Raw genomic sequence first — 25,337 nt, 5'->3', positions numbered from 1 at the left:
ACGCCTCGGTTGCAATCGCAACCGAGGCATTTTTTACTGTTCATCAATTCGTTTAATATCTATATTTAACCCAAAGTTTTCTTCCAAAAGCTTACGATAATTATCTTTATTCACGGGAGTTGTTGTTTTTTCCCCGTGATCTGTTATTGTCATTTGACGATGCGTCATAGTTTTACGTCCATCAGGATTTGGCATTGTAATTAACAACTGCTTAACAAAAATAGATTCCGGATTGTATTGATTATATTCTATATTGTCTTTAAAATCCTGTAAATCCTGTGCATGAATACTTGCTTCATATTTCGTTTTGTATTCCCCGTCCACAAGCTTTTGTACGAAAATTTGATTGTTTATCTGAATGGCACGAAATGTTCCATTAATATCCATAACAGTTTCAAAATGTTCGTGAGTACCAATTGGAATAGCTTTCATCGGTAAATCTCCAAAGCCAACATCAGCGATATAACTATTATTATCGATTTCTACGATAGTTGTCATATGGGAACCTTCACGACTTCTTCCTTTTGGTGTAACAATCGTTGCTGATGTATTAAAGGCAACAAAATCTTTTTTCTGCAAGTAATGTCTGAAGAATGTATTCATTTCATAACAGTAACCTCCTCGATGATTTGAGATGATTTTATCGTAAAGTCCATCGAGTGTTAAATTGATTTCCTGTTTATTTTGAACGTTAATATTCTCAAAAGGAACTTTTAACATATAGTGTGCTATTAATTCATTCAGATAATCTATCGTTAAATGTTTAATTTCTTTTTCGTCTTGAAATTTTATATAGTTATCTATCTTTTCTTCTTGTTTATTTGATAAAGCTTCTTTATGTGTTGGTAATACAGCCATGTTTTTCTCCTTAATCTCTAATAATATAATATGAGCAAATTATATATGAGAGAAGTGTCCGTTTCAACTTTGTTGATTATATCAGTAAAGTATCGATTGTAATATTAAAAGTGTTGATTGCTTGATAAAAAGGTTGCTTTACAATACTATTTCAATACAATAAATAAAAAATATAGGAGACAAACCCATGAAAATTGTTGGCATTAGCGGAAATCCTTATCCAAATTCAACCAATTTAAAAGTACTCGAGAAAATTGGTAGCGAACTTACTATATTAGGTCATTCATTTGATGTCATTTATGAAGTAAAAGAATTACCGTTATTTAACCCTCAAACTGAGTTTCAGGAGCGCTATAAAATCGTTAATCAAATGAGAAATAAAATTAAAGCAGCTGATTTTTTAATCATTGTCAGCCCTGAATATATGGGGGGCGTTCCTGCTATTCTTAAAAATGCATTAGAATGGATGTTATCAGAAGCTACGCTCATGCAAAAACCAGTCGCATTTGTTATTCATTCACCTATTGGTAAGCATGCAGTTGAAGCACTGAATAGACACTTAAGTATTACGGGTGCAGAGTTGAAGGATGAATGGCAATTACTTATTAGTTACAATAAACGTCGTCAACGAGAAGATGGATGGTTCCAGGATGAAGCTATCAACGAACAGGTAAAGACTTTCATACAAAACATTAATAGTAAACCATAAAATCAGATTATACACTCATAAAACAAGAGACCTTTTAATATCAATAAAAGGTCTCTTTTCAATATAAAAACATTAAAAATATAGGTAATAAAAATGAACTTAATATTGCTGAAAGTATCATTGCTACAGAACTAAATGCACCTGATTCGTTATCAATTTCTAAAGCTCTTGCAGTTCCAAAAGCATGAGATGCATTCCCGAAAGACATTCCTTTAGCGATACTTGATTGAAAGTTTGATTTCTCGAGGAGATAGGAACCTAAAATACTGCCAATTATCCCTGTCGCCAATATAAACAATATCGTAATGGTATCATCTCCACCAATTTGTTTAGAAATTTGCAATCCCACTGCTGCCGTAACTGATCGCGGAAGTAAAGTAGCGATATCTTCTTTAGCATATCCTAAGATTTTTAACGTACTGAATATAAGTAAAAAGTTAAGGATAATCGCTGAAAATACACTCAAAAAAATCGTCGGTGCATATTTTATTATTTTATCGGTATGTAAATACAAAGGATAAGCCAAACTCACTACTGTACAGCCTAATAAGTAGTTAATCCATTGCCCACCCAACATATACGTGTTATAGCTGATATGAAATAGTTGTAGAATCACGATTATACCAATACCTGCTATAATTGCGGGATTCAGTAAAGGTGAATGCCACTTTTTTTGTATCATCTTGGCGATGATAAAGAAAACTATTGTAATAATAATCATGCTAATTGTTTTAATGACTAACATCTTGTACACGACCTTTTATACGATTGATAGATTTCTCTGCAATATAACCTGATAAGTAGGCAACAGTGACAGTACCAAATGCGATCAATAAAAAGAAAATTACAAAGTTACTATCCATTTGGCCTATAATATTCTTTACTCCTACAATAGAAGGCAGAAAGAAGAATATCATTGTCGTCAAAAATAAATTGGCACCTGATTTAATCCAGGTTTCCTTTACCACGCCAGTCATAAGTAAGATGTAAAATAATACAAGACCGATAATACTACCTGCAATCGGTAGATGCAGAAATTGTTGCAGTAAGTTGCCCACACTCGTAATTAAAATAATCAATAGTAATTGAAATAGCGTAATCATGATTTTTTTCGCCATTCATTTCGCCCCCCAGCTATACTATTGTAATACAAATAATCTATCGATAAAAATAGCAATTATCGATAGATTTTATGAAAAAATTCATGTATCATTGATTTAAATGAATCGTCATATAATCAATCCATTTTCTAGATACTTGATTTAAGTAAACGTTCTTTTTCCAGATTACACCGATTTCCCATGAAAGTATCTCTTTTTCAATCGGTACAATTGTTATTTCAGGGTTTTTATTGAGTGTCTTAGCAATATTTTCCGGTAATATCGTTACACCTATATTCGATGTAATTAAATACTCTATAATATTCCATTGCGTTATCTTAGCGATGACTTTCGGTACAAACCCCTGTTGTCTGCATACTGTCTGAATTAAATCATTGATATAGTAAGCTTCATCAAACATAATAAACGATTCTTCCTTTAAATCGTTTAATTTAATAACATTTTTATTGCATAACACGTGATTCTTTAATAAAACAATATAGAAATGCTCTTTATAAATCGGTAAGTAATCAAAATTATTTGTATCAACCGGAAGTGATGTTATACCAAGATCCAATTGATTACTCAATATTTTCTGCTCAATTGACTTTCCACCGCCCTGTGTCAATTGATAAGTAATCTTCGGATATCTATCATGATAAGCTTGAAAAGTATTCATGAATTTATTAGCATCTGCAATCGTAGATAATCCAAAACGAATATGCCCGGTTTCATTACCGTCTTTTTGATGTAATTCATCCGGTAATTGATTGTATAACCGAATCAATTCTAAAGATTGATCATATAGTAACTTTCCTTCGTCTGTAAGTATAAGACGTCTGTTTTGACGAGTGAATAATGAAGTATTAAATTCCTTTTCTAAATCTCTAACCGCCTTACTCAATGTAGATTGTGACATATATAATTGATTAGCGGCCTCTGTCATGCTTTTGTGTTGTACAATCTCTACAAAGTATTTTAACTGCTTAATATCCATATGATCATCACCTTTTTCAGCATACAATATAATATCTTCAGTTATTCTACCATTATTGCTCCGAATACTTGGGCATAACACTTTAATAAATACCGTCTATTACATTCAAGTATATATCATTATAGTCAATAAATTTATATATATATGAATAATCTCCTATTAGTATGGGTATTATAATAATATCAATAATATGGAGGGATTAAGTATGAGCAGCAAGCAATCTTATGATAAGTTATTTGAGTTAATCGAGAAGAACGATATTGCAATGTTAACAACAATCCACCAAGATAAATTAGTATCTAGACCGATGAGTTATCAAGATGTAGATGATCAAGGTAACATATGGTTCTTATCAACACTTACAGAGAAAACTGAAGAAATAAAAAATGATAACCGTGTGAATTTAGCATTTACGAAAAAAGGTTATGTATCCATCGCAGGACATGCTGAAATTATAAATGATGATGCGAAGAAAAAAGAATATTGGAGTAAAGGGATTGAACTATTCTTAAGCACATCACATGATGATCCAAATGTAGTGCTTATTAAAGTTGTACCAGATTCAGCTGAATACTGGGCAACAGATGATAAAGTTAAAACTGTTGTAGAAGGTATTAAATCATTAGTTTCTAATGATACTGGTAGCGATACTTCAATCAATAAATCTATAGAGTTATAAAATATAAAAAAAGTGGCCGAGTCATAAATTGGTCTCTATAATAATAAAAACACCAATTTTAGGGAATGTAAAATAGACTATGTGAGTAGCGTGCGTACACCTCTACTTCGCAGTTTATTTTACATTCCCTTCTATCACAAGATTTATAATTTAATTCATAATTAAAATTCATATCGTTTACCTGACTTGATCGTCGATATAACTTCAAAATTCTCATCTAGTATAACAATATCCGCATCTTTTCCCTCTTTAATTGAACCCTTACTATCATCTATCTTTAAAGCAATCGCCTGATTTAGACTTGTCACTCGCCAAAGTTCGCTTAAATCTTTCCCACTATATTCTAATAATTGCTTAAGACCATGATTCATCTTTAATACACTACCTGCAAGTGCGCCAGAACTTATTCTGGCTTCTCCATCTTTCACAGTTACTGCCTGGCCCCCTAAATCATAAACACCATCTGGTTTTCCTTTCGCTCTCATTGCATCTGTAATTAAATAAAATTTCTCATTACCTTTTGCTGTTATGGCAAGTTTTACACTTGCCGGATGTGCATGCAATCCATCTACTATTAATTCCGTATGAATATTATCATTAGTAAGCGCCATTCCTACTACACCAGGTTCACGGTGCTGGAAACCTGAACTGCCATTATAAAGATGTGTAATGTGTCGTGCACCGTTAGCTACTGCTTGTTCCGCCTGTTCATAAGTTGCAGCAGAATGCCCAATTGAGAATATAATCTCAGGGAAACTTTCAATCATTTCTTTTGTACCCTCTTTTTCAGGTGCAAATGTAATAATCTTTATTAAATCTCCTGACTGTTCCTGGAATGTTTTGAGTTGTTCTACATTTGGCTGCTGAACGTATTTAGGATTTTGTGCACCAATTTTCTCCTCAGAAATAAACGGACCTTCTAAATGTACTCCTAATATTTCTGCACCTTCATATTCATCATTGTGCACATTTTTTATATTTTGAAGTGCTTGAATAATATTGTCATTCGATTGTGTCATTGTTGTGGGAAGAAATGATGTTGTGCCCTCGCTCAGCAAAGATTTCGATAAATGCTTTAGTCCCTCAAATGATGCATCCATAGCATCTTCACCATATCCACCGTGAATATGAATATCTATAAATCCTGGCATTATATAAGCATCATGATAATCACATACACTGCCTTCTCCAGAATATAAACCCGTTTGAATGGCTTCTATCTTTTTATTATTAATAACAATATAACCATCAACTATACCTTCTTCAGTAAATATGTTTTTACTTTTAATCACGTAACGCATCAGATCATCTCTTTCTTGTTAGACTTTATAAGAAAATATCAGTAATATCTTATCCATCATTATTTTATCATTAATTTAAAATATCATCATTTTGTCCGTCTTAATGTTAAGATGAAACTACAATATCCTTTCAAGGAGGTTCACATGTTTAATCTTCGTTTCGACAACTCTTATTTAAAGTTATCTGATGACTTTTATGAAATTAGTCAGCCCGACAAACCCGCTCAACCTGAAGTTGTTATATTTAATACAAAATTAGCGGAGCAACTTAATATAGATGTATCCATTCAAGATTATCCTGAATATTTATCAGGAAAAGAGATACTGCCAGGAAGTCTACCTGCTGCACATGCATATGCCGGACATCAATTTGGTCATTTCACAATGCTTGGAGATGGACGTGCACATGTGCTTGGTGAACATTTGACAGAAGACAACAAGCGTTATGATATACAGTTAAAAGGTTCTGGTCGTACAATCTTTTCTCGTTCAGGCGATGGTCGCGCTGCTATTGGTCCGATGCTTAGAGAATATATTATTAGTGAAGCGATGTATCAATTAAATATTCCTACTACAAGAAGTCTTGCAGCGTCCCTCAGCGGAGACAATGTTTACCGTGAAACATCTTTACCAGGTGCTGTACTTGTTCGCATTGCTCAAAGTAATTTACGCGTCGGCACATTTGAATATGCAGTGCGCACTGAGAATAAAAATAATATTAAACAATTAGCAGATTACGCAATATCACGTCATTATCCAGAAATAAAGCACGATCATAACCCATATCTTTCTTTACTTAACATAGTGATTGAAAAGCAAGCTTCTCTTATCGCACAATGGCAATCGATTGGATTTATCCATGGTGTAATGAACACAGATAATATGACGATTAGTGGTGAAACAATTGATTATGGTCCTTGTGCTTTTATGGATACGTATCATCCATCGACTGTATTTAGCTCAATCGATCAATATGGTAGGTATGCTTACGATAATCAGCCGAGTATCGCACTTTGGAACTTAACACGCTTTGCTGAAACGCTTATTCCATTAATTGATGATGATGATGCACTAGCAATACAATATGCAGAAACTGCACTTGGTACGTTTCAGGATTTATATGTTTCTCATTATATGAAACGCTTTGGTCAAAAGATTGGCATTGAGAACATTCAACAACAAGACTTCCAACTCGTGATTGATTTACTTGCATTATTAGAGAAATATGAACTCGACTTTACGAAGACTTTCAGAAGTTTAGCGACTCACACATTTAAAGAAGAAGGATGCTTTAAACACGATGATGTACAAGCCTGGTATAAACGATGGGAAGATATTATTCAACAAGATGAAACAACCGATGCATTTAGTTTAATGCAATCCGTCAATCCCGCAGTAATCCCAAGAAATCATCTCGTAGAAGAAGCACTGAGTGATGCTACACTTGCTCAGGATTATACGAAGTTACATCAATTACTTGAAGCATTAAGTCATCCTTTTGATGATCATCATGAGGCACAGTATTTAAGTCCAGCCCCTCCAACTGACAGAGTATATCAGACGTATTGCGGGACATAAAAAGCATAGTATAATATAACAAGAACATATTATAAGGAGACTTCATATGAATGCATTTGCTAAATTGAGCCTGGTTGGTTTAATTGTCGCCACAACATCCCCATTACATGAGACACATGCAGCTAACCATAAAAGTTGTTCTATTCATGTCAGTAATAAGACAATATCTAAAATCAATGGTATACCTATAGCGAATAAACAATACTATATGTCAAGAAAATATAATCCAGGTGCCAATAAAACGATGATTAAGTGGTACAACAAGATGAAAGCAGATGCTAGAAAGCAAGGTATCAATCTTGAAATCGTTGGTCAAACTGGAGCATATGGCTATAGATCGTATGCAACACAGCAATATCTTTATAATAGTTATGTCGCATCTTACGGACAAGCTTATGCAAACCGTATTTCAGCAAGACCTGGTACAAGTGAACATCAATTGGGGCTTGCTATGGATATTAAAGATGGCACGAATTATGGTACATTATCGACATCATTTGAATATACCGCTGCGTCAAAATATCTTCAGAAAAATGCTCATAAATACGGATTTATCATCCGATATCTAAAAGGTAAAGAACAAATCACAGGATTTATGTATGAACCTTGGCATATTCGATATGTAGGACGTACACATGCAGCACGTATCAAATATAATAACGTAACATTAGAAGAGTATTTCGGTATTCAGGGGAAGAAACGTCTATCTTCCGGCAAACACACAGTACGTGGTGTGATTTGTAAATACTAATGTTTTGCTCTTACTTAATTATATATACTAATTCTCTCATATTAAAAAAGTGAAATACGATTAAATATCGCATTTCACTTTTTGCAATAAATAACACATTCAAATCGACTGTTTATTAATCCAGCTTATCTAAAGGTATAACATTATCATAATCAATACCTTCTGCACTCCTTCTCTGATGTGAAATTGTATAAAGTTCTGATCTTAATTGAATTATCTCATCATCAGCTAACGGAGTTAAGTTAGAACCCGTTTGAAATAAATCAAAGACCTCAATATTTTCTTTAACCGCTTCTCTAATTTGAATAGTACCTATTTCAACCAACTGATAATCATTCGGTAATTCAGAGATAGGATGGGGTTGTTGGTGAATCTCTGCTTGTAAAATAATCGTTTCACCTTTTAACGTTGTTCTAAACCTTACAAATTTACCCTCATTCGTTTTAAAGTAATGTAGATTGTAATACGTTTTCTCTTTAAACGTTGGCAGTATTGGTTGATTGAAGATAAATTTCTTCAAATCTTTATTGAATCCTTCAATCTTCATTAAATGTCTGAATAAATTAAGCTTAACACCTACGTTATCTTCATCATGAATTGCATTGCTATATTGTGCAATCTTGTATATTGAGTCGGCCTTAGTCCACGGAAAATAAGGAAATGTCACTAATACTAAATCGAAGGGATTAGATCCTTCGAAACGAATCGCCATACCTTTTAGTGGAACTAACTTTGTAATATGATTTTTAGTTGTTAAAGCATCCGATAATCTAACACGAGCATTGTGATACTGACCTAAAACCTTTTGTCCTTCAACATTCAGTTTAACTTCTCCAGAATAATTAAATCCTTTCGTATGCGCACGCTTACCACCTTTTGAAGTTTTCGCTAACCTTTCGATGGTCTGGATGATATAAAGTGCTTTATCTTTCATAAAATCTCCTCCTTTAGTTTTTAATTACCCTAAAAAAGAGGTCTTTACATCATTTGGTATTATATGTAAAATGCTGAAACAAATAAAATATACATATTTGATTCGTCTATCGTCTCAAATCATCAGATAAAATAATTTGATACAAAACATTATCCAATGCCTATTAATAGATTTCATGAAATTTTCTTTCCAGTTCATAACCACCTCTCCTATGGTTAATATTTTTTATGTATGTATATATAAAAAGCGAAACCCGAAAATTTTTTTCGAATTTCGCTTAGCTATGGTAAATCGAAGGTTTACTTACTTATGCACCAGACCTTTTTAAATTAATAATTCCATCATAAATCTGAAAAGTACCTATGCCTATTACTGCATTGCCTATCCAGAATTGCTAGTATATCTGACTACTTTCTTTATGCGCGTCGGTATGTAAAAATAAACATGGCATTACAACAAAGCCACACATCGCAGTTAATAATACACCATCAGATGCTGAACAGATTTCTTTTGTCATCTCATCATAACAGTGTTCCCACTACAAAAACTAATAAAAAATAATCTCGTCAATAAAAACCGCCAGACCAGTCTCAAATATATAACCAAATCAGTTTTATATCTTTTCAGATTTAACGCTTTTGAGCAATGTATTGCTCTCCTAACTTATCCTTAAATAATTATTCTGGCTTAAATACAACCTTAATATTATTATCACGCTTTTTATCGAAAACTTTATAAGCTTCATCCGCTTTTTCTAGTGGGAAAGTATGCGTGATAATTTCAGTTGGATCAAATACTTCATCTTTAATCATTTCATATAATTTAGGCATTAAGTGAATAACTGGTGCCTGCCCAGTGGTTAAACGAACATTCCTATTAAATATTAAATCAAGTGGAAAGTTATCAGCTGGTGTACCATAAATTCCTGTCAGTTGAATCGTACCAAATTTACGAACTGATTCTGCAGCAGTAATAATCGGACTAATTGTTCCTCTTTGTTGAGATTTTTTTGAAAGTTTTGGTTCTGGGCTTGATTGTGCGCCATCAAATCCAACACAATCGATAACCACATCTGCACCACCACTTGTTTGTTCTTTTAATAACTTTCCTATTTCTTTTTCTTTATCAAAATTATAAACTTCCGCACCATTATATTTTTTGGCATGCTCTAGTCTATGTTCGACATTATCTATTGCTATAACACGATCAGCACCTTTTAGCTTTGCAAATTTTTGTGCCATTAATCCAATAGGACCACATCCTAATACAATAACAGTATCTCCTGCTTTCACACCTGCATGTTCAACACTCCAATATGCAGTAGGTACTACATCAGATAAAAATAATACTTGTTCATCTTTTAAATCACTATCCGGGACTACAAATGAAGAGAAATCAGCATGAGGAACTCTTAAATATTCTGCTTGTCCACCCCAGAAATTGCCGTGCATCTTCCCAAAACCAAATAATGCACCGTTATCCATCTTCCAGTTGGCAGGTTCTTCATTAGATTGATCACATTGCGATTCCATTTGATTATTACAGTAGAAACAGTCGCCACAACCTATATTAAACGGAATGACTACACGATCACCTTTTTTTAGTTTTTTAACGTCTTTACCGACTTCTTCAACAATTCCCATCGGTTCATGCCCGATAACAAAATCTTTATCCATAAACATATCGCCTTGATGATATAAATGTAAATCCGACCCACATATACCCGAAGCGGTAATCTTAATAATTGCATCAGTTGGCTCAATTATCTTTGGATCTGGAACTTTTTTCATTTTCATTTTCTTCTTACCTTGAAATGTTACTGCCTTCATATACAACACTCCCCTTTTATATTGTGTTACATACGAAATTAGTACCCCGTACTTGGAGTAATAAACATCTTGATTAAATAACTAGCAGTGTTTGGAACCATCTCTACACTCCTTACAGTGACATTTAGAAAACATAGTGAAAAACTATTTTTTGTATATAAGCATCTGTTTATGTGCAATATTTTTAATTGTTTTGATTAACAAATCTCATCAAATGCTTACCTGTTAATGATTTTTCTTCATAAACAATTTCACTAGGCACTCCACTATAGAGTACTTTTCCTCCGTCTAATCCTGCACGTGGTCCAATGTCAATCATCCAATCTGCATAAGTCATCATTGTTAAATTGTGCTCTATTACAATCACTGTATTATTTTCATCAATTAAATAATCAAAGATGCTTTTTAAGTTATCAATATCCGCTTCATGTAAACCTGTTGTAGGTTCATCAAAGATAAATATCTTATCTGTCACACCTTCATTAATATATCGACTAAGTTTCACACGTTGACTTTCCCCACCTGATAAAGTATCTAATGACTGCCCTAAAGTCATATAGTCTAGTCCTGTACGCTTTACACTGTTCAACACTTGATTAACACTTGCTATCGGAAAGAAATCGATTGCTTCTTCTACTGAGAGTTCAAGCATGTCTGCGATAGAATATCCTTTAACTTTTGCATCAAGTACTTCTGGACGATAGCGTTTACCGTGGCATACTTCGCATTGCTGAACAAAGTCTGACATGAATGCAAGCTCCGTCTTTATGACGCCTTTACCGTTACAATTTGGGCATGCACCTTCAGAATTATAGCTAAACATTCCTTTATTAAGCCCTGTCTCTTTGCTATAGTATGATCTAATATCATCAAAGACATTGAGGTAGGTAAGTAAATTGGAGCGATTTGTCGCATTTACAGGTTTCTGATCGATATAAATCACATCTTCTCTTTCACGCAGTCCTGTTTGTATTAACGTACTTTTACCGGAACCTGCAACACCTGTTACAACAGTTAACACATGTTTAGGGATATTTACTGATACATCTTTCAAGTTATTCTTCGTAATATTTTTTAGTGCTAGATTTTCATTTGACACTCTTACTTCCGATTTAAATGCGTGTGGCTGAGATAACGCCTTACCAGTCGGGCTACTACCTTTGAGCAATTCATTATATTTCCCGGTAAATATAACTTCTCCTCCATGCTTACCACTTCCTGGTCCGATATCAACACAATAATCTGCAATCTTAATGACATCAGGATCATGCTCAACAACGAGCACGGTATTACCTTTATCACGAATTGACAGCATGATTTGATTAATATTTTCAATATCTTCAGGATGTAGGCCCACACTTGGTTCATCAATAATATAGACTAAATCCGTAAGTGGACTATTTAAATGACGAATTAACTTAATTCTTTGAGATTCTCCCCCTGATAAAGTGGTCGTTTCTCGACTTAATGTCAAATAGCCTAAACCAACACGTTTTAACGCTTCTAATTGTTTGACTAAAGGTTCAATAATATACTGTGCTTTATGATCAACAATGTTATTCAAGAACTTAATTTCATCATTTATCGTTAGTTCACAAAAATCAGCAATGTTTAAGCCATTGATTTTACAACTTAATATTTTGTCATTTAGACGTTTACCTTTGCAATCCGGGCAAACCTGCTTTGTAACGATACGATTCACATCTTTAATAAATTTCTTCTTTTCATATGTATCGTTGATTAGAAATGATCTTCTGAATCGATAAATTAATCCTTCATATTTAGCCGTCTTCGGCCAGTTTGATGGTGGATTTTTTAATTTTATAGGTTCTTGATACAAAAATGTATCCATCTCTTCTTTAGAATAATCTTTCAATTTCTTATCATTGTCAAATAATCCCGTATTTAAATAACGTCTACCACGCCATGTATTAGGTCCAAAAGATGGAAACTTGATTGCATCTTCATTTAGTGAACGATCGAAATGTAATAACTCATTTAAATCAATATCTTCTACATAACCTAACCCATCACACGTTTTGCACATACCATTCGTATTATTAAAAGAAAAATCCATAGAATATCCTACAAATGGCTGTCCAATACGTGACCACAATAATCTCACACCAGAATAGATATCTGAAATTGTTCCTACCGTGGATCTTGAGTTTCCACCAATTCTATCTTGTCCAATGACCATTGATACAGGCAAATTCTCAATACGATCGACAACAGGTTTATCATAATGATTAAGCTGATTTTGTATATAAGTACTATACGTTTCATTTAATAGGCGCTCGCTTTCTGCAGCAATCGTATTAAATACTAGAGAAGACTTCCCAGAACCCGAGCGTCCTGTAAAGACAGTCAGTTTATGTTTCGGTATCTCAAGAGATATATCTTTTAAATTATTCTGCTTTGCTCCAATAATCTTGATCGGTTTCATTGAATCACTCCATAGTAATTTATAGTTTATATACCCTGATTATCAGATTTTATTAAAGTCTGTTTTAGCTATACTACATACATAAATCTTAATTTCTAATAGCATCTTAAATAAATCTTATTTTTCATTTGAATTATCGCCATTATCACGATTAATTGTTGCCAAAAAGTCATCACCCCAATTACAAATTGAAGAAACAACATTATCAAGTTTTAATCCTATTTCTGTTAACTTGTAATCTACTTTAGGGGGAACGACTGGATAGACGGTTCTTTCAATAATTTTGTCGTGCTCTAATTCTCGCAACTGCCTAATTAACATACGTTGATTGATGTCCGGCAATTTGTTTTGTAATTCACTTAATCTTAATCTATCATCATGTAAGAGATGATAAATGATTGCAATTTTCCATCTACCTCCAATTACAGATAAGGCTAAATCTTTCGATGTATAAAATTCTTTATTATTATATTCAATGAACATATTCATTCTTCCTTTCTATGGTGACTAAAATGTCAGTATTGTTTTTTTGTTTAAATAATACCATAATGGGAACATAAAAGATAGAGAGGGGAAATTATTATGAAATTACAATTAGCAATCGATTTATTAGATCAAGTAGAGGCAGCAAAGTTAGCTCAAGAAGTAGAAGAATATATTGATATCGTAGAAATTGGAACACCTATCGTTATAAACGAAGGGCTATCTGCCGTTGAACATATGAGTAAATCAGTTAATAACACACAAGTATTAGCAGACTTAAAAATTATGGATGCTGCTGGATATGAAGTCAGCCAAGCTATAAAGTTTGGTGCTGATATCGTAACAATCTTAGGAGTGGCTGAAGATGCTTCAATTAAAAGCGCTATTGAAGAAGCACACAAACACGGTAAAGAACTATTAGTTGATATGATCGCAGTTCAAAATTTAGAACAGCGCGCAGCTGAATTAGATAAAATGGGTGCTGATTATATCGCAGTTCACACTGGCTATGATTTACAAGCTGAAGGAGTATCACCTTTAGAAAGTTTACGTACTGTGAAATCAGTGATTTCAAATTCTAAAGTAGCTGTAGCTGGAGGTATTAAACCTGATACAATCGAAACAGTAGCAGCCGAAAAACCTGACCTACTCATCGTAGGTGGCGGTATCGCAAATGCTGATGATCCAAAAGCTGCTGCTAAAAAATGTCGTGAAATCGTTGATGCACATGCTTAATCATTTTGAATTAATTTTAAATGAAATAAAGCAGACATTATCACATGTTGATGAAACAAATTCAGAAAAATTTTCAAAAAAGCTTATGAATGCATCATCAATATTTGTAGCTGGTAAAGGCCGTTCAGGTCTTGTCATTAAGAGCTTTGCCATGAGATTAAATCAATTAGGCAAAAAGGCTTATGTCGTAGGTGAAACAACTACACCATCAATCCAGAAAAATGATGTCTTTGTTATAGCATCAGGTTCAGGATCTACAGCTCATTTAAAATTGCTCGCACAAACAGCGAAAGATAATGAAGCATATGTATTATTATTATCAACAAAAGACGAATCACCCATTGCTGATATTGCAGACTTAACCATCGTATTACCTGCTGGTACAAAATACGATGCAGAAGGTTCAAAACAACCTTTAGGCAGTCTCTTTGAGCAGAGCAGTCAAATCTATTTAGACAGTGTCGTGTTAACGATTCAAGAAGTACTAAATGTTGATGAAGAAACAATGCAGAATAATCATGCAAATTTAGAATAATAATCCGAAACAAAATATAAAGCGACTCTCTACAATTTTAGAGAGTCGCTTTATTGTTATGAAAAATCACATCATTTATGATAACTTTAAGGATATCATTCTCACTTACATTTTATTGAATAGTAACGCACCAATACACATAAAGTATGCATTGCTGTAAGGTAGAAAATCACTTTTTGTAAAAGTAATCATTTCCTCGCTAATAACAGTATATCCTTTGCAATTCTCAGCGTTGTTTATACAAAAATTATAGAAATCTTCCAAGTTTATCTTTAATAAATAGTCTACTTCTATATCATGCTGAATACTATTTACATCTTCTTCTGACACTTCTAGAGTATATATATTTATAAACTCTCTATCGATCATGTCACCTGAAGTCATCTCCTCAGGAAGCGTACATAAAAAGCTTAAACTTTCAAAGCCTACTTGAAGCCCCATCTCTTCTTCAATCTCACGCGTTCCATTATCGACTGTTTCATTATTTAATAGGTGTCCTCCAACTGTTACATCAATCATACCTTTATAATCTTTAACATTAGAACTTCTTTTTTGAAGAAATATATTGTCATCTTGTGTAAATATACATTGAAATGTTTCATGCCATTCCCCTTGTTGATGTATTTTCTGTCTACTATCTACACCTTTTAATTTTCTATTTTTATAATAAACATTTAATAACTCACTCATTCAAATACTCCTTTACCTCGAACTGGTATTATTCATCAATTATTTTATTACTAAATAAATGAATGTACTTTAATCTATCAGATTATAATAACAACCACTTCTCAAATTTCGAGAAGTGATTGTCTTCATTTATATTTTTATCTGTTCATCAATAATTGCATCATCAATAACTTCTATTGTGTTTGTATATTCAACTTTTTCTATTATACAACCTTTACCAATGATAATATTCTTTCCTCTTACTACATCGCATAACACATTTTCTAGACGAATTTCATCACCTTCTATTAAATCACAAGACAGCTTTCCACTTTTATTTTCTGTAAACAATGATGCAAATAAACCTTTATTATCAGTTGTCTTTCCATCTAGTATAGTGATTTCTTTTCCACCGATTTCTTGTGCTGAACAATTATTCCCAAGCGTAATATTAATCGTTTCGGCATTTATCAAACCATCACTTTCAATTTTTCCACTACATTCAAAATGATCAACTTCGATATCACCTTCAACTGTTAAATAACCAGATACTTTTAATCGTTCACCCGTAATATTTCCTTCAACATCTAACATACCAGATACATGGACGTCTTTACCTTCTATACTTCCCTCAACATTAGCCTTACCGCTTGTTTTCATAGTATCAGCTTTTAATGAACCTTCGATGCTAGTCATTCCTGATACTTTAAAATCTCTAACTGAAATATCACCCTCAGCATCCATTTTTCCACTTACTTTAATTAAGTCAGCTTTAATATCTCCAGTTACTGATCCTAAACCTGTAACTTTAATTTCACCATACTCTCCAGTAGCTATCGTTGTCATTGCATTAATATTTAGATTCGTTTTCATTATGATTACCTCTTTTCAATTTTTGTTTTACAGCTAATTGAATTTTTGTATCATCTAATTCATAAATAATCTTTGCATTTTCACTTATATTTACTATCTCTTTTGCGCAAACTAGAATGAACACTCCCATTGCTCGCACAAAATAATAATTTACATCTTTTACTTCACTGTGGTGATACGTTTGTGCACTTTCTAATACTTCTTCTTTGGAAAAATATCCCGAATTTAAGGTAAGTTCTATAAACATCAGTGTCATAACTTCATTATGCGAAACATTGTTACGTTTGTTAAAGATTGATTCTGCAATTTCCCAATAAGGCTCTGCAAACAAACTACTACTATAGTCTTCTTGTTCAACAACTTCATAACCCTCTTCAAACATTCTATACAAATCATCTAAAGAATAATCATCTTTTAATGTTTTTATCATTTCTATACGCTCAATCATCTTATTCCTAGGAAAAAATGCTTCTTGACCTGTATAAGTAGACTTTCTTATAAACCAATCTTCAGGAATCAGCTTCTTACGTTTCCAACGATATAACTGACCGTAGCTAATATCACATACTTGTAGCAACTCTTTTTTAGATATTAAATCCTCCATATCATCACCTCGAAAATAGTGTAACATAACATTGTTACGTTAGTAAAGTGATAAAAGTTTCAAAATTTATTTGTTTATCCTCTTAATCGCTCACGACAAAATTAGGTGAATAATCAATTCCTGAAAAAATAAAAAACTCATAACCTTTTCGATTGTGAAAAGATTATGAGTTTTATTCAAATACCTATTATAGTAACTGGAATAGAAATATACTAATAAGCACTAGAATACCAAATGCTGCTGTAAAACATGACACGATTATTATTTTTTCCCTTTTAAATTTCTTTTCATTTCTAGGTGTATGTTGTATTACTTCACCATTTTCCATATAATCTAATATCTCTTTATATGTTTGAACATCATACTTCTTCTTCAATCGCTCAATCTTATTGGCAAAATAAAATGAAATCATCCACAAAAGTAGCGGAACAAGAAAACCAAACCATCCATCACTAAATTTAAAAGCAGCGCCAAAAGATATAGCACTTAACAATGTAAAAAGCATCATTAAATTCCCGTACCTATCCATATTACTGTGATCAATCGCGTTCTTCATTGCTTTAACATCTCCTTTAACAAGTTGGTCTAAAGAAACGTTAAACAAAGAAGCAAGCTCAATCAAATTATGTAAATCCGGATAACTTCTTTCATTCTCCCAATTCGATATCGTCTGACTTGAGACAAATATCTTTTCTGCTAATTCTGCTTGAGATAAATCGTTCTCTTTTCTGTAATATCTAATTTGATTGCCTACATCCATGTTCAACAGCTCCTTCACACTAACCGTAACTTGATTAAAGATTTCGTGCTATCTAATATCTTTATAATACTATAATTTAATGGCTATAAAATATTTTATAATAATTATTTCTTGGGAAATAATTTGGCTTATTAGGTACATTGCAAAGTCGACAGTTCGGTTATAACTCTAATTAAAATTTCTCTATAAAATTAAGGAAGACATGTCAAAAATGACATGTCTTTCAATTAATCATTATAATCAGACAGAAAAAGATAGGTATACCTTTATTTCATGTCGCGTTTTTAAAACCGCATCACTTATGATACGACTCAGCGTATCTCTTAAGAGTGCGGTTTATTATAATTAAAGTCGATATCAAAATGATGATATCGACTATGGTTTTATATTTTATACAACTGTTCAAGTTCGTTCTTTATCTTATTTCTAATTTCATCATGTTTATCTGGATCGTAAGCCGTTTCTTCATTCGACCAATTGGAAGCATCATACGCCCACACTGGCATATATTTCACCGACTCATCTTCCCATTCATATCTAGGAAATAAATGTGCATGCAAGAAGTGATCTTTATTGCCTAATATCTCATAATTTACTCTTGTAGGATTCAATGCTTTCATCATGGCATCACCTACTAAGCTCATATCCAATAAATAATCTTGTCGTTCTTCTATTGTAAGATCATTTAATAACCTTACTTCTCTTTTAGGAAGCAAAACACAATATCCTTCCAGAAATTGTACATCACCAAACACAACATAGCTTCCTTTTAATTCTTTTATTACCATTGGATTCGTGCCATTCTTTGCTGATAAGATTCTATTTTCTTTCCAGGTCATTTTCTTCCTCCTGTATATTAAAAATACACTTTAGAAAACTAAATATTCAGTTAATTATACCACAGTATTTATATTAATTTGTACCTTCTATTTATTGTTGTTCAACTGAATCCAAGTACTATTATAAATTTCTCTGAGGAAAATATTATTTTTTCATAATTCACTCTTTACTCTAACGTCACGTTATACCTTACGATTATTGTAAGGAGGTGATGATGACATGGAGTTCTATCAAATGCCGTTGTTTAATAAATTATTGGTAAAAGATATAGAAAAAGCTGAGAAGTGGTATCGTCACAACTTAGGATTTCAAAGTGTTTTCAAGTTTCGCAATAAAGAGAATGAAGTAATTATGAATCACTTGAGACTTTTGAAATATCAGGATATCATGCTGATTCATTCTGATGACTTTAAAAGTGGTAATGGTTGTTTCATAAATATTCTTGTTGATGATATCGAAACAATAGCAAAGTCGATATCCGAGAAGTATGTGTTACAACTGTTAGAACAGATGCCGTGGAATGCTATGGAAATGACTATTGTAGATCCTGATGGTTATCAAATCACATTAACGGAATCAAATATTAAAGATGAGGATTTTGAGAAATTAATGAATAGTGCTTCTAAAAACTTTTAGAATAAACAGTAGCGATTAGAATTTTATATCGCTACTGTTCTATATATTACATATTAAACTTATATTCACCCATCTTATAAAAATGTTCAGTCTGCCATTTCTGACTAACCATTGCAGTTAAATTCAAATCTTTGATCCATGGCGGATAGACTCTAAAAGCCATTTTGCCTTTTGAATTATCTGCTTTGACAATACCTTTTTCGATTAGGATCGAAACAGGGAAAACAAACTGAACTTCATTATAGTCATCAAGAATATTAATTACAAGGTAATCGCCAATATCATCTTCATTAAAAGTTATATTTTTATTAAGGGAATCTTTCTTCCATATAGCAACGAAATATCCAGGTTTCTTAGGAGTTTTCTTTGCTAATCTAATTTTGAAACTAAATACTTTACATGATAAATTCATACCTTCATATTCTTCATTCCAACCTTTTTGAAATAATATATTAACTACGAAAGAAATTCCTTCAATCTTATGAGCCGTCGGAGAAATTATTAAATATATTAATTCTATTTAATTAATCCCTTGTATAACCTTCTTTATCTTTGTTTAAAATCCAATTACCACCGTTCAGATAGCTCGCATAACTTAACCATGAAACATATGGGATCATCAATAATCCTGCTGTTTTTTCAAATTTGTAGAACTTATTAGCTGCAATATTACCTGCGGCTAGTAATACATAACTTTCAAGCAATGATATTTTTCTTAATTTTAAATTGAAATACAATAAAGACCATGCATAATTTAGGCCTAACTGAGTATAATGCACGCTTTTTAGTTCTTTTCTTTCTGCTTTATCTTCCGCTTTTTCATATGCTTTATCATATGCTATACCCATTGATGTATAAAGTATTGGCCATACAATAGGGAAAGCAATAGCTGGTGGTGAATATGGTGGTTTTTTATATTGTTTATAATCATCTTGGGCTTTAGCTGTCAGTCTTCCTATAATTAATCCCCCTGCAAGTGGTAATACTCTTCTCGTTATCTTTTTCAAATCAGTCATCATGTTTTCCCCCTCATTTTTAATATATCGTTAATCCATAAAACTCTTTTATCAATATTTATTTAAAAATTTCCTGTTTTTTAAAATACTTAGCTTTGCTTTACATTAGTTTAAAAACTCTGTTTACAGTCGATTGGGGGCTAATATTATAAATTAATATCTACACCCAACATATGCATACCAATCAGTTGGATAACACCACTTGATGCACTTGGAAAAGCAAATATCATCTTATTCACTTCACGTCCGCTCATTTTTTTATTAATGATAATTGTCAATATATTAATCAGATCATCTGCCGCACTGCCATAGATAACCGCACCTTTTAATCTATTTCTACTATCAAGAACAACCTTCATTTCTGCTTCACGTTCGTGTTTATACTGAAATTCCAACTGTTCTCCAAATTTAACGGTTTTTACTTTATATCCAGGTTTTCGTTCTGCTTCCTCAACTGACATACCAACATGTGCAATTCTTGGTAGTGAATACACCACATTTGGAATTGCCGGATATTTAATCGGTATAAGTTTAAGTGCTTTTAATGGGAACTTTTTCATATCTGCATCTCTACCTAGTATATTCAATGCAATATAATTTGATTCAAATGTAGCAGTTGGCGTTAATTTCGGTATTTTCTTATTTACAACATCTCCACTTGCATAGATGTTAGGTATATTTGTCTGCATATATTTATTTACTTTGATACCATGCTTATCATAATCTATTCCTATTTGATCAAGTCCAATATTTTCAACATTTGGTATACGGCCTGTTGCATCTACTACATAATCAGTTTCAAGTTGGAATGCTTTATCATCCGATAACTTTAAACCATTCTCGATATTCTCTAATTTCGTGACATCAATATTAAAATAGAATTTTACGCCTTCTGCCTCAAGTTTCTCAATCAGTTTCTTCACATAAGGCTGGTGATATGGCTTTAACACTTTATCAGAGTGTACAACAACTGAAACTTCACTGCCCATCTTCGCAGCAATAGATGCAAATTCAATACTGACGAAACCGCCACCTAAGAATGTAATACGCTTTGGAAATTCTATTAAATCTAAGAAATCTGTACTATTATGAGTTAATTCCTTACCTTCTATGTCAAGCTCATTACTTCTTTGACCTGTTGCAATTACAATATACTTTGCTTTATAGTCCGTATCGCCTACATTTACAGTATGATTATCTTTTAGGATACCTTCACCTTTAATAATATCGATACCTTGTGATTCAAATATACTTTCTAATCCTTTATGCAGAGGACGTATCGTTTGTTGTTTGTATTCCATTAATTTTGACCAGTCAATTTGTGGTGTGTTTTTCAAAATATCTTCATAATGTTGCAGAGATTCTACCGCTTCAAATGGACCTTCTAATAAGATTTTAGGATTACACCCATAATTCGTACACGTACCTGAAATTTTATCTTTCTCAATAATTGCTACACGTTTTTTCATTTGATTTAATATCAGTGCACCATGCCATGCTGCATGACCACTACCAATATAAATGACATCATAGTGATTATTATTCATATATTTACTCCTTAATTTTTATGATATTAATAAACTATATGATTACAATCTCTTCTAAGTTTTACAGATTAATATTACGACCTTTCCATTTCACTTCTTTTTTGATATAAATCGCGACAATGGATTTCGTAAATACAAATACGAAATAAGCGAGAACTAACGGATAGCACATAATTGTTAGTAATTTAAAATTTCCAAGCATACTAGATATCCAGTATAAGATAATTGTATACATAAGATAAAGTATTATTATTATTAACCATTTTTCTGGACATATCACTACTAATAAGGGAATAAAAGCTCCTGACATCCATAAAATGATAAGTGCTAACACACGCTTATCTGTTGCGGCAGAACCTGCAGCAAAATGTTTCATCCATCCTCTTGTCATAGCATGTATTCCATCTGGATACATACGAAAATGGATTATATTCTTACCGATATGATTATAAAGCTTAAACTGATGCGCTTTGAATACTGTGCCTAGACCAAAACCTTCAATCAATTGACCTGCTGCTGCACGGTGTCCATCCGTTGTAATATAATCTTGCTTTCTGCATATCACACATGGTCCAAACACACCATCTTCACCTTTAAAGATTGAGGTCGCATTTAGACCCAATACTGTAAGTATATTAAAATATAATGATCCTTGTTCGTACCATTGTTTCATTTCATGATATGGTTGTATCGACATGAGTCCATCCTTGTAGGCAGTAGTAATACGCTGGATTGCTTTTGTGTCATGGAAATGTGTATCAGCATCCAAAAACAAAAGAATATCTCCATTCGCTGCTTCAGCACCTCTATAACATGCTGCTGACTTCCCTTTCCAGTCAGATTGATTATCAAAACTTATGACAATCGCACCTAAACTTTTTGCTATTCGAGCAGTATCGTCCGTTGATCCGTCATCTACAACTATACATTCATATACATCTGATAAATCAAAAGAACTGAGCAATTTTCTTAAGTTATGTGCTTCATTTCTCGCAGGAATAATCACACTGACTTTACGGCTGTGTGTCGGAATCGTGTTAATGAGTGGTCTGCGAACAAATAGCAGTAATCCTGATACAATACTTATTAAACTCCACAGAACAATCATTGTTCTTGTTCCTTTATCATTCTGCCTACCTGTTGTCCACTCAAAGTTACCATAGGCATACCTCCACCTGGGTTAACTGTGCCACCAACAAAATAAAGGTTGTCAAAATGTTCACTGTGCTTTCTATGCTTAAATCCATTGTTGCTTTTACGATTAGATAACGTACCATAAATCGCACCACGATCTGAAAGATAAATGTCTTCAATATCATGAGGTGTCCACATATCTTCTGTGACGATATGTCGACGTAAATCCTCAAGTCCCATATTTTCAAGCTTTACTAAAACATTTTCTCTTAGTTCCTGGTATTGTTTCTTCGTAAATGGTTTATCTTGAATATAAGGAATATGCGGTAGTATTTTAATATTTTCATGCCCCACTGGCGCTTGTGCTTTATCTGTTTTGTTAGTGTTTACTACATAAATCGTAGGATCAATCGGTAGTTTTTTTTCATTAAATACACGTTCAAAATTTTTCTTAGAATTATTAGAAAAAAAGAAATTATGATGCTGAAGCTGAGGGTATTCCTTATTTACTCCAATATGAAGTACAAGACCTGAGCTTGCAGGTTCAAATTTTTTCTTTAATGATGCTAAGTTTTTTGGTGGATTCACTAGCTTTTCATATAACGGTATAACTTCCATATTAGAAACGAAATAATCTGCAGTTATGCGCTTACCGTCCACAAGTTCCATAGCGACTATACGTTTGCCTTCTGTTTCTAATTTTACTATTTCGCTATCTAGGTGAAGTTTGACCCCTATCTCTTCAGCGAGCTTTACTATTGCTTCTCCTAGCAGATGCATACCACCAGGAACATACCATTCTCCTTGTTGATATTGCATATGACTCATCATATTGAGCACAGCAGGTGCATCATAAGAGGAAGAGCCTACATATTTGATAAAATATCCGATTATATCCCTAAATTCCTCATTCGATATATAGCGATTGATAGCCTGTTGCATCGTACTGAAATAATCAAAACCTTTGATCGCTTTAATAGGTCCATGATGTTTGATTAACTTTAATTTTGTATCGATACCCTGGTCAAAGTAACTATCTTTTGTCAATTCGTGAATACGTCCTGCATATGCCAGAAAATTTCTATACTCATTTATATCTTTGGCAGTGAGATGTTCGTTGTTTTCCTGCATTGCTTCAAGATCTTTATAAAGATCATAGATATGACCGGATGGAAAGAAACATCTCCATTGTAATGGTAGTTCAATGATATCAACGTAATCCTCCATTCGCTTGTGACTACCTTTAAATAAGTTCTCAAAGATATATGGCATTGTCAGAATAGAAGGTCCAAGATCGAATCCAAAGCCATCCTGGGTGAGACGATTAAGCTTTCCACCAAAATGACGATTTTTTTCGTATAATGATACATTGAACCCTGCCTGCCTTAATGTAATTGCAGCAGATAAACCTCCCAGACCTCCACCAATAACTACTACAGTTTTATTATTCATATGATTATTTCTCCCCTTTCAAATATACTATTGCTTCTTGATGTATACGATACTTGTCTAATGTTGAAACATGATTTCTTTTAGTAAGGCAATCATAGTTATTCCTTCTGACTTCATTTAGTATCTCTTTGTATACGAGCATAGATAATAATAGAGGTAGTCGTGCATGAATGTGATATTGGTTTATATAACGAAGGAATTCGTCATAAAGGTTTTCAGCATATTCAGCAAGATATTCCCACATATTGATGAAATCACTGTTGATCTCAAAGGATGCGAGTTGTTGATTTGTATAGTTAAACTTATTCATAATCTGTTTTGGAATATAGACACGTTGGTATCGTTTAAAATCTTCTCCGATATCTCTCAAGATGTTGGTAATCTGCATCGCAATGCCTAGTTTTTCTGCATTTTCCTTCATTTCTAAAGTAACATTAGTCGAAAGAATCGGCAGCAGCATTCTTCCGACAGAACCTGCAACATACAAACTATAACGTTCAATATCTTTAATCGTTTCAGGTTGTGTATACATTAAATCCATCTGTTGACCTGTTATCTGCATCTTAAAAGCTGTCAAATCAAGGGGATATCGTTGATGTACATCTTTTAATGCGCGCCACATGGGTTCATCAATCAAAATTCCTTCTTCAAACTGGAGAAGTTTACTGTTAAAAGTATCAAGAACTGCTTTTCTATAATCAACAGAAGCAGTCTGGTCTACAATGTCATCAGCCATACGACAAAAAGTATATATTGCATATACTGCATTTGCATCATCTTCCGGGAGCTGCTTAAAAGCATAATAAAATGATTTTGAGTGACGTTTTATAATTTCTCTGCAATATTTGTAGTCTGTATAGATTGCATTCAT

27 protein-coding genes are annotated in these 25,337 nt (G+C 32.9%); 7 read left to right on the top strand and 20 right to left on the bottom strand.

Features of this window, described 5'->3' with window-relative positions:
• Nucleotides 1-33: 33 nt before the first annotated feature.
• Nucleotides 34-858 (bottom strand): arylamine N-acetyltransferase family protein, encoded by an 825-nt coding sequence (locus tag KFV12_RS00695; protein WP_254257040.1) that lies wholly within the window; start codon nucleotides 856-858, stop codon nucleotides 34-36.
• 187 nt (nucleotides 859-1,045) lie between these two features.
• On the opposite strand from KFV12_RS00695, the gene KFV12_RS00690 reads away from it, so the two are divergent.
• Nucleotides 1,046-1,567, top strand: coding sequence for an NADPH-dependent FMN reductase (locus KFV12_RS00690; RefSeq protein ID WP_254257039.1), 522 nt, complete (start codon nucleotides 1,046-1,048; stop codon nucleotides 1,565-1,567).
• Nucleotides 1,568-1,625: 58 nt separating this feature from the next.
• Here KFV12_RS00690 and KFV12_RS00685 read toward each other — a convergent pair whose 3' ends face one another.
• From KFV12_RS00685 to KFV12_RS00675, 3 genes are all read right to left on the bottom strand, one after another.
• Nucleotides 1,626-2,312: an LrgB family protein gene (locus KFV12_RS00685; RefSeq protein WP_111715981.1), complete on the bottom strand. Its 687-nt coding sequence runs from the start codon at nucleotides 2,310-2,312 to the stop codon at nucleotides 1,626-1,628.
• On the bottom strand, nucleotides 2,299-2,685 hold the full coding sequence (locus KFV12_RS00680) for a CidA/LrgA family protein (protein ID WP_111715979.1): 387 nt from the start codon (nucleotides 2,683-2,685) through the stop codon (nucleotides 2,299-2,301). The genes KFV12_RS00685 and KFV12_RS00680 overlap by 14 nt, the downstream gene beginning before the upstream one ends.
• Nucleotides 2,686-2,776: 91 nt before the next feature.
• The gene (locus tag KFV12_RS00675; RefSeq protein ID WP_254257038.1) at nucleotides 2,777-3,691 is read right to left on the bottom strand and encodes a LysR family transcriptional regulator; all 915 of its coding nucleotides are present in this window, start codon (nucleotides 3,689-3,691) and stop codon (nucleotides 2,777-2,779) included.
• Between the two features lie 178 nt (nucleotides 3,692-3,869).
• On the opposite strand from KFV12_RS00675, the gene KFV12_RS00670 reads away from it, so the two are divergent.
• Entirely contained in the window at nucleotides 3,870-4,343 is a 474-nt protein-coding gene (locus tag KFV12_RS00670; RefSeq protein ID WP_254257037.1) for a pyridoxamine 5'-phosphate oxidase family protein, read from the top strand.
• A gap of 161 nt (nucleotides 4,344-4,504) precedes the next feature.
• Here the strand turns inward: KFV12_RS00670 and nagA are convergent, their stop codons facing one another.
• Nucleotides 4,505-5,647, bottom strand: a complete 1,143-nt coding sequence (gene nagA / locus KFV12_RS00665; protein ID WP_254257602.1) for an N-acetylglucosamine-6-phosphate deacetylase — start codon at nucleotides 5,645-5,647, stop codon at nucleotides 4,505-4,507.
• Between the two features lie 141 nt (nucleotides 5,648-5,788).
• On the opposite strand from nagA, the gene KFV12_RS00660 reads away from it, so the two are divergent.
• A complete protein-coding gene (locus KFV12_RS00660; protein ID WP_254257036.1) occupies nucleotides 5,789-7,222 on the top strand; it encodes a protein adenylyltransferase SelO in 1,434 nt (477 codons plus the stop codon).
• Nucleotides 7,223-7,268: 46 nt separating this feature from the next.
• Nucleotides 7,269-7,973 carry a M15 family metallopeptidase gene (locus KFV12_RS00655; RefSeq protein ID WP_111715971.1) on the top strand — a complete coding sequence of 235 codons (705 nt, stop codon included), beginning with the start codon at nucleotides 7,269-7,271 and terminating at the stop codon, nucleotides 7,971-7,973.
• A 115-nt stretch (nucleotides 7,974-8,088) separates the two neighbouring features.
• Here KFV12_RS00655 and KFV12_RS00650 read toward each other — a convergent pair whose 3' ends face one another.
• The 4 genes from KFV12_RS00650 to KFV12_RS00635 form a co-directional block, all read right to left on the bottom strand.
• Nucleotides 8,089-8,907: a catalase family protein gene (locus tag KFV12_RS00650; protein WP_254257035.1), complete on the bottom strand. Its 819-nt coding sequence runs from the start codon at nucleotides 8,905-8,907 to the stop codon at nucleotides 8,089-8,091.
• Between the two features lie 677 nt (nucleotides 8,908-9,584).
• Nucleotides 9,585-10,736, bottom strand: a complete 1,152-nt coding sequence (locus tag KFV12_RS00645; RefSeq protein ID WP_111715968.1) for a zinc-dependent alcohol dehydrogenase — start codon at nucleotides 10,734-10,736, stop codon at nucleotides 9,585-9,587.
• A 184-nt stretch (nucleotides 10,737-10,920) separates the two neighbouring features.
• Nucleotides 10,921-13,182, bottom strand: coding sequence for an ATP-binding cassette domain-containing protein (locus KFV12_RS00640; RefSeq protein WP_254257034.1), 2,262 nt, complete (start codon nucleotides 13,180-13,182; stop codon nucleotides 10,921-10,923).
• A gap of 117 nt (nucleotides 13,183-13,299) precedes the next feature.
• Nucleotides 13,300-13,665: a winged helix-turn-helix transcriptional regulator gene (locus tag KFV12_RS00635; protein ID WP_164954010.1), complete on the bottom strand. Its 366-nt coding sequence runs from the start codon at nucleotides 13,663-13,665 to the stop codon at nucleotides 13,300-13,302.
• Between the two features lie 99 nt (nucleotides 13,666-13,764).
• On the opposite strand from KFV12_RS00635, the gene hxlA reads away from it, so the two are divergent.
• Both hxlA and hxlB read left to right on the top strand, forming a co-directional pair.
• A complete protein-coding gene (gene hxlA / locus KFV12_RS00630; protein ID WP_254257033.1) occupies nucleotides 13,765-14,400 on the top strand; it encodes a 3-hexulose-6-phosphate synthase in 636 nt (211 codons plus the stop codon).
• Nucleotides 14,387-14,935 carry a 6-phospho-3-hexuloisomerase gene (hxlB, locus tag KFV12_RS00625; protein WP_254254410.1) on the top strand — a complete coding sequence of 183 codons (549 nt, stop codon included), beginning with the start codon at nucleotides 14,387-14,389 and terminating at the stop codon, nucleotides 14,933-14,935. Before hxlA ends, hxlB begins: the two co-directional genes overlap by 14 nt.
• A gap of 105 nt (nucleotides 14,936-15,040) precedes the next feature.
• Here the strand turns inward: hxlB and KFV12_RS00620 are convergent, their stop codons facing one another.
• The 5 genes from KFV12_RS00620 to KFV12_RS00600 form a co-directional block, all read right to left on the bottom strand.
• Complete coding sequence (locus KFV12_RS00620) at nucleotides 15,041-15,625, bottom strand: NUDIX hydrolase (RefSeq protein WP_254257032.1); 585 nt, start codon at nucleotides 15,623-15,625, stop codon at nucleotides 15,041-15,043.
• 129 nt (nucleotides 15,626-15,754) lie between these two features.
• Nucleotides 15,755-16,477 carry a polymer-forming cytoskeletal protein gene (locus KFV12_RS00615; protein WP_254257031.1) on the bottom strand — a complete coding sequence of 241 codons (723 nt, stop codon included), beginning with the start codon at nucleotides 16,475-16,477 and terminating at the stop codon, nucleotides 15,755-15,757.
• Nucleotides 16,455-17,081: a DUF4004 family protein gene (locus tag KFV12_RS00610; RefSeq protein WP_254257030.1), complete on the bottom strand. Its 627-nt coding sequence runs from the start codon at nucleotides 17,079-17,081 to the stop codon at nucleotides 16,455-16,457. Before KFV12_RS00610 ends, KFV12_RS00615 begins: the two co-directional genes overlap by 23 nt.
• Nucleotides 17,082-17,268: 187 nt before the next feature.
• The gene (locus tag KFV12_RS00605; protein ID WP_254257029.1) at nucleotides 17,269-17,841 is read right to left on the bottom strand and encodes a helix-turn-helix domain-containing protein; all 573 of its coding nucleotides are present in this window, start codon (nucleotides 17,839-17,841) and stop codon (nucleotides 17,269-17,271) included.
• 383 nt (nucleotides 17,842-18,224) lie between these two features.
• On the bottom strand, nucleotides 18,225-18,680 hold the full coding sequence (locus KFV12_RS00600; protein WP_254257028.1) for an HIT family protein: 456 nt from the start codon (nucleotides 18,678-18,680) through the stop codon (nucleotides 18,225-18,227).
• A gap of 220 nt (nucleotides 18,681-18,900) precedes the next feature.
• Between KFV12_RS00600 and KFV12_RS00595 the strand changes: the two genes are divergently transcribed.
• Nucleotides 18,901-19,317 carry a VOC family protein gene (locus KFV12_RS00595; RefSeq protein WP_254257027.1) on the top strand — a complete coding sequence of 139 codons (417 nt, stop codon included), beginning with the start codon at nucleotides 18,901-18,903 and terminating at the stop codon, nucleotides 19,315-19,317.
• Between the two features lie 46 nt (nucleotides 19,318-19,363).
• On the opposite strand, the gene KFV12_RS00590 is transcribed toward KFV12_RS00595, so the two are convergent.
• The 6 genes from KFV12_RS00590 to KFV12_RS00565 form a co-directional block, all read right to left on the bottom strand.
• On the bottom strand, nucleotides 19,364-19,768 hold the full coding sequence (locus KFV12_RS00590) for a MepB family protein (RefSeq protein WP_302054737.1): 405 nt from the start codon (nucleotides 19,766-19,768) through the stop codon (nucleotides 19,364-19,366).
• Nucleotides 19,769-19,841: 73 nt separating this feature from the next.
• Nucleotides 19,842-20,333 carry a TspO/MBR family protein gene (locus KFV12_RS00585; protein ID WP_133420147.1) on the bottom strand — a complete coding sequence of 164 codons (492 nt, stop codon included), beginning with the start codon at nucleotides 20,331-20,333 and terminating at the stop codon, nucleotides 19,842-19,844.
• Nucleotides 20,334-20,479: 146 nt separating this feature from the next.
• Nucleotides 20,480-21,880, bottom strand: a complete 1,401-nt coding sequence (locus KFV12_RS00580) for a dihydrolipoyl dehydrogenase family protein (RefSeq protein WP_254257025.1) — start codon at nucleotides 21,878-21,880, stop codon at nucleotides 20,480-20,482.
• A gap of 61 nt (nucleotides 21,881-21,941) precedes the next feature.
• Complete coding sequence (locus tag KFV12_RS00575; protein WP_254257024.1) at nucleotides 21,942-22,988, bottom strand: glycosyltransferase family 2 protein; 1,047 nt, start codon at nucleotides 22,986-22,988, stop codon at nucleotides 21,942-21,944.
• The gene (locus tag KFV12_RS00570) at nucleotides 22,985-24,466 is read right to left on the bottom strand and encodes a phytoene desaturase family protein (protein ID WP_254257023.1); all 1,482 of its coding nucleotides are present in this window, start codon (nucleotides 24,464-24,466) and stop codon (nucleotides 22,985-22,987) included. Before KFV12_RS00570 ends, KFV12_RS00575 begins: the two co-directional genes overlap by 4 nt.
• 4 nt (nucleotides 24,467-24,470) lie before the next feature.
• Nucleotides 24,471-25,337 (bottom strand): phytoene/squalene synthase family protein, encoded by an 867-nt coding sequence (locus KFV12_RS00565; protein WP_254257022.1) that lies wholly within the window; start codon nucleotides 25,335-25,337, stop codon nucleotides 24,471-24,473.

Source organism: Macrococcus epidermidis (assembly GCF_024205965.1).
Classification (GTDB): domain Bacteria; phylum Bacillota; class Bacilli; order Staphylococcales; family Staphylococcaceae; genus Macrococcoides; species Macrococcoides epidermidis.
Note: the sequence above shows the minus strand (reverse complement) of the source record. Positions and strands in the feature narration are given on the sequence as shown.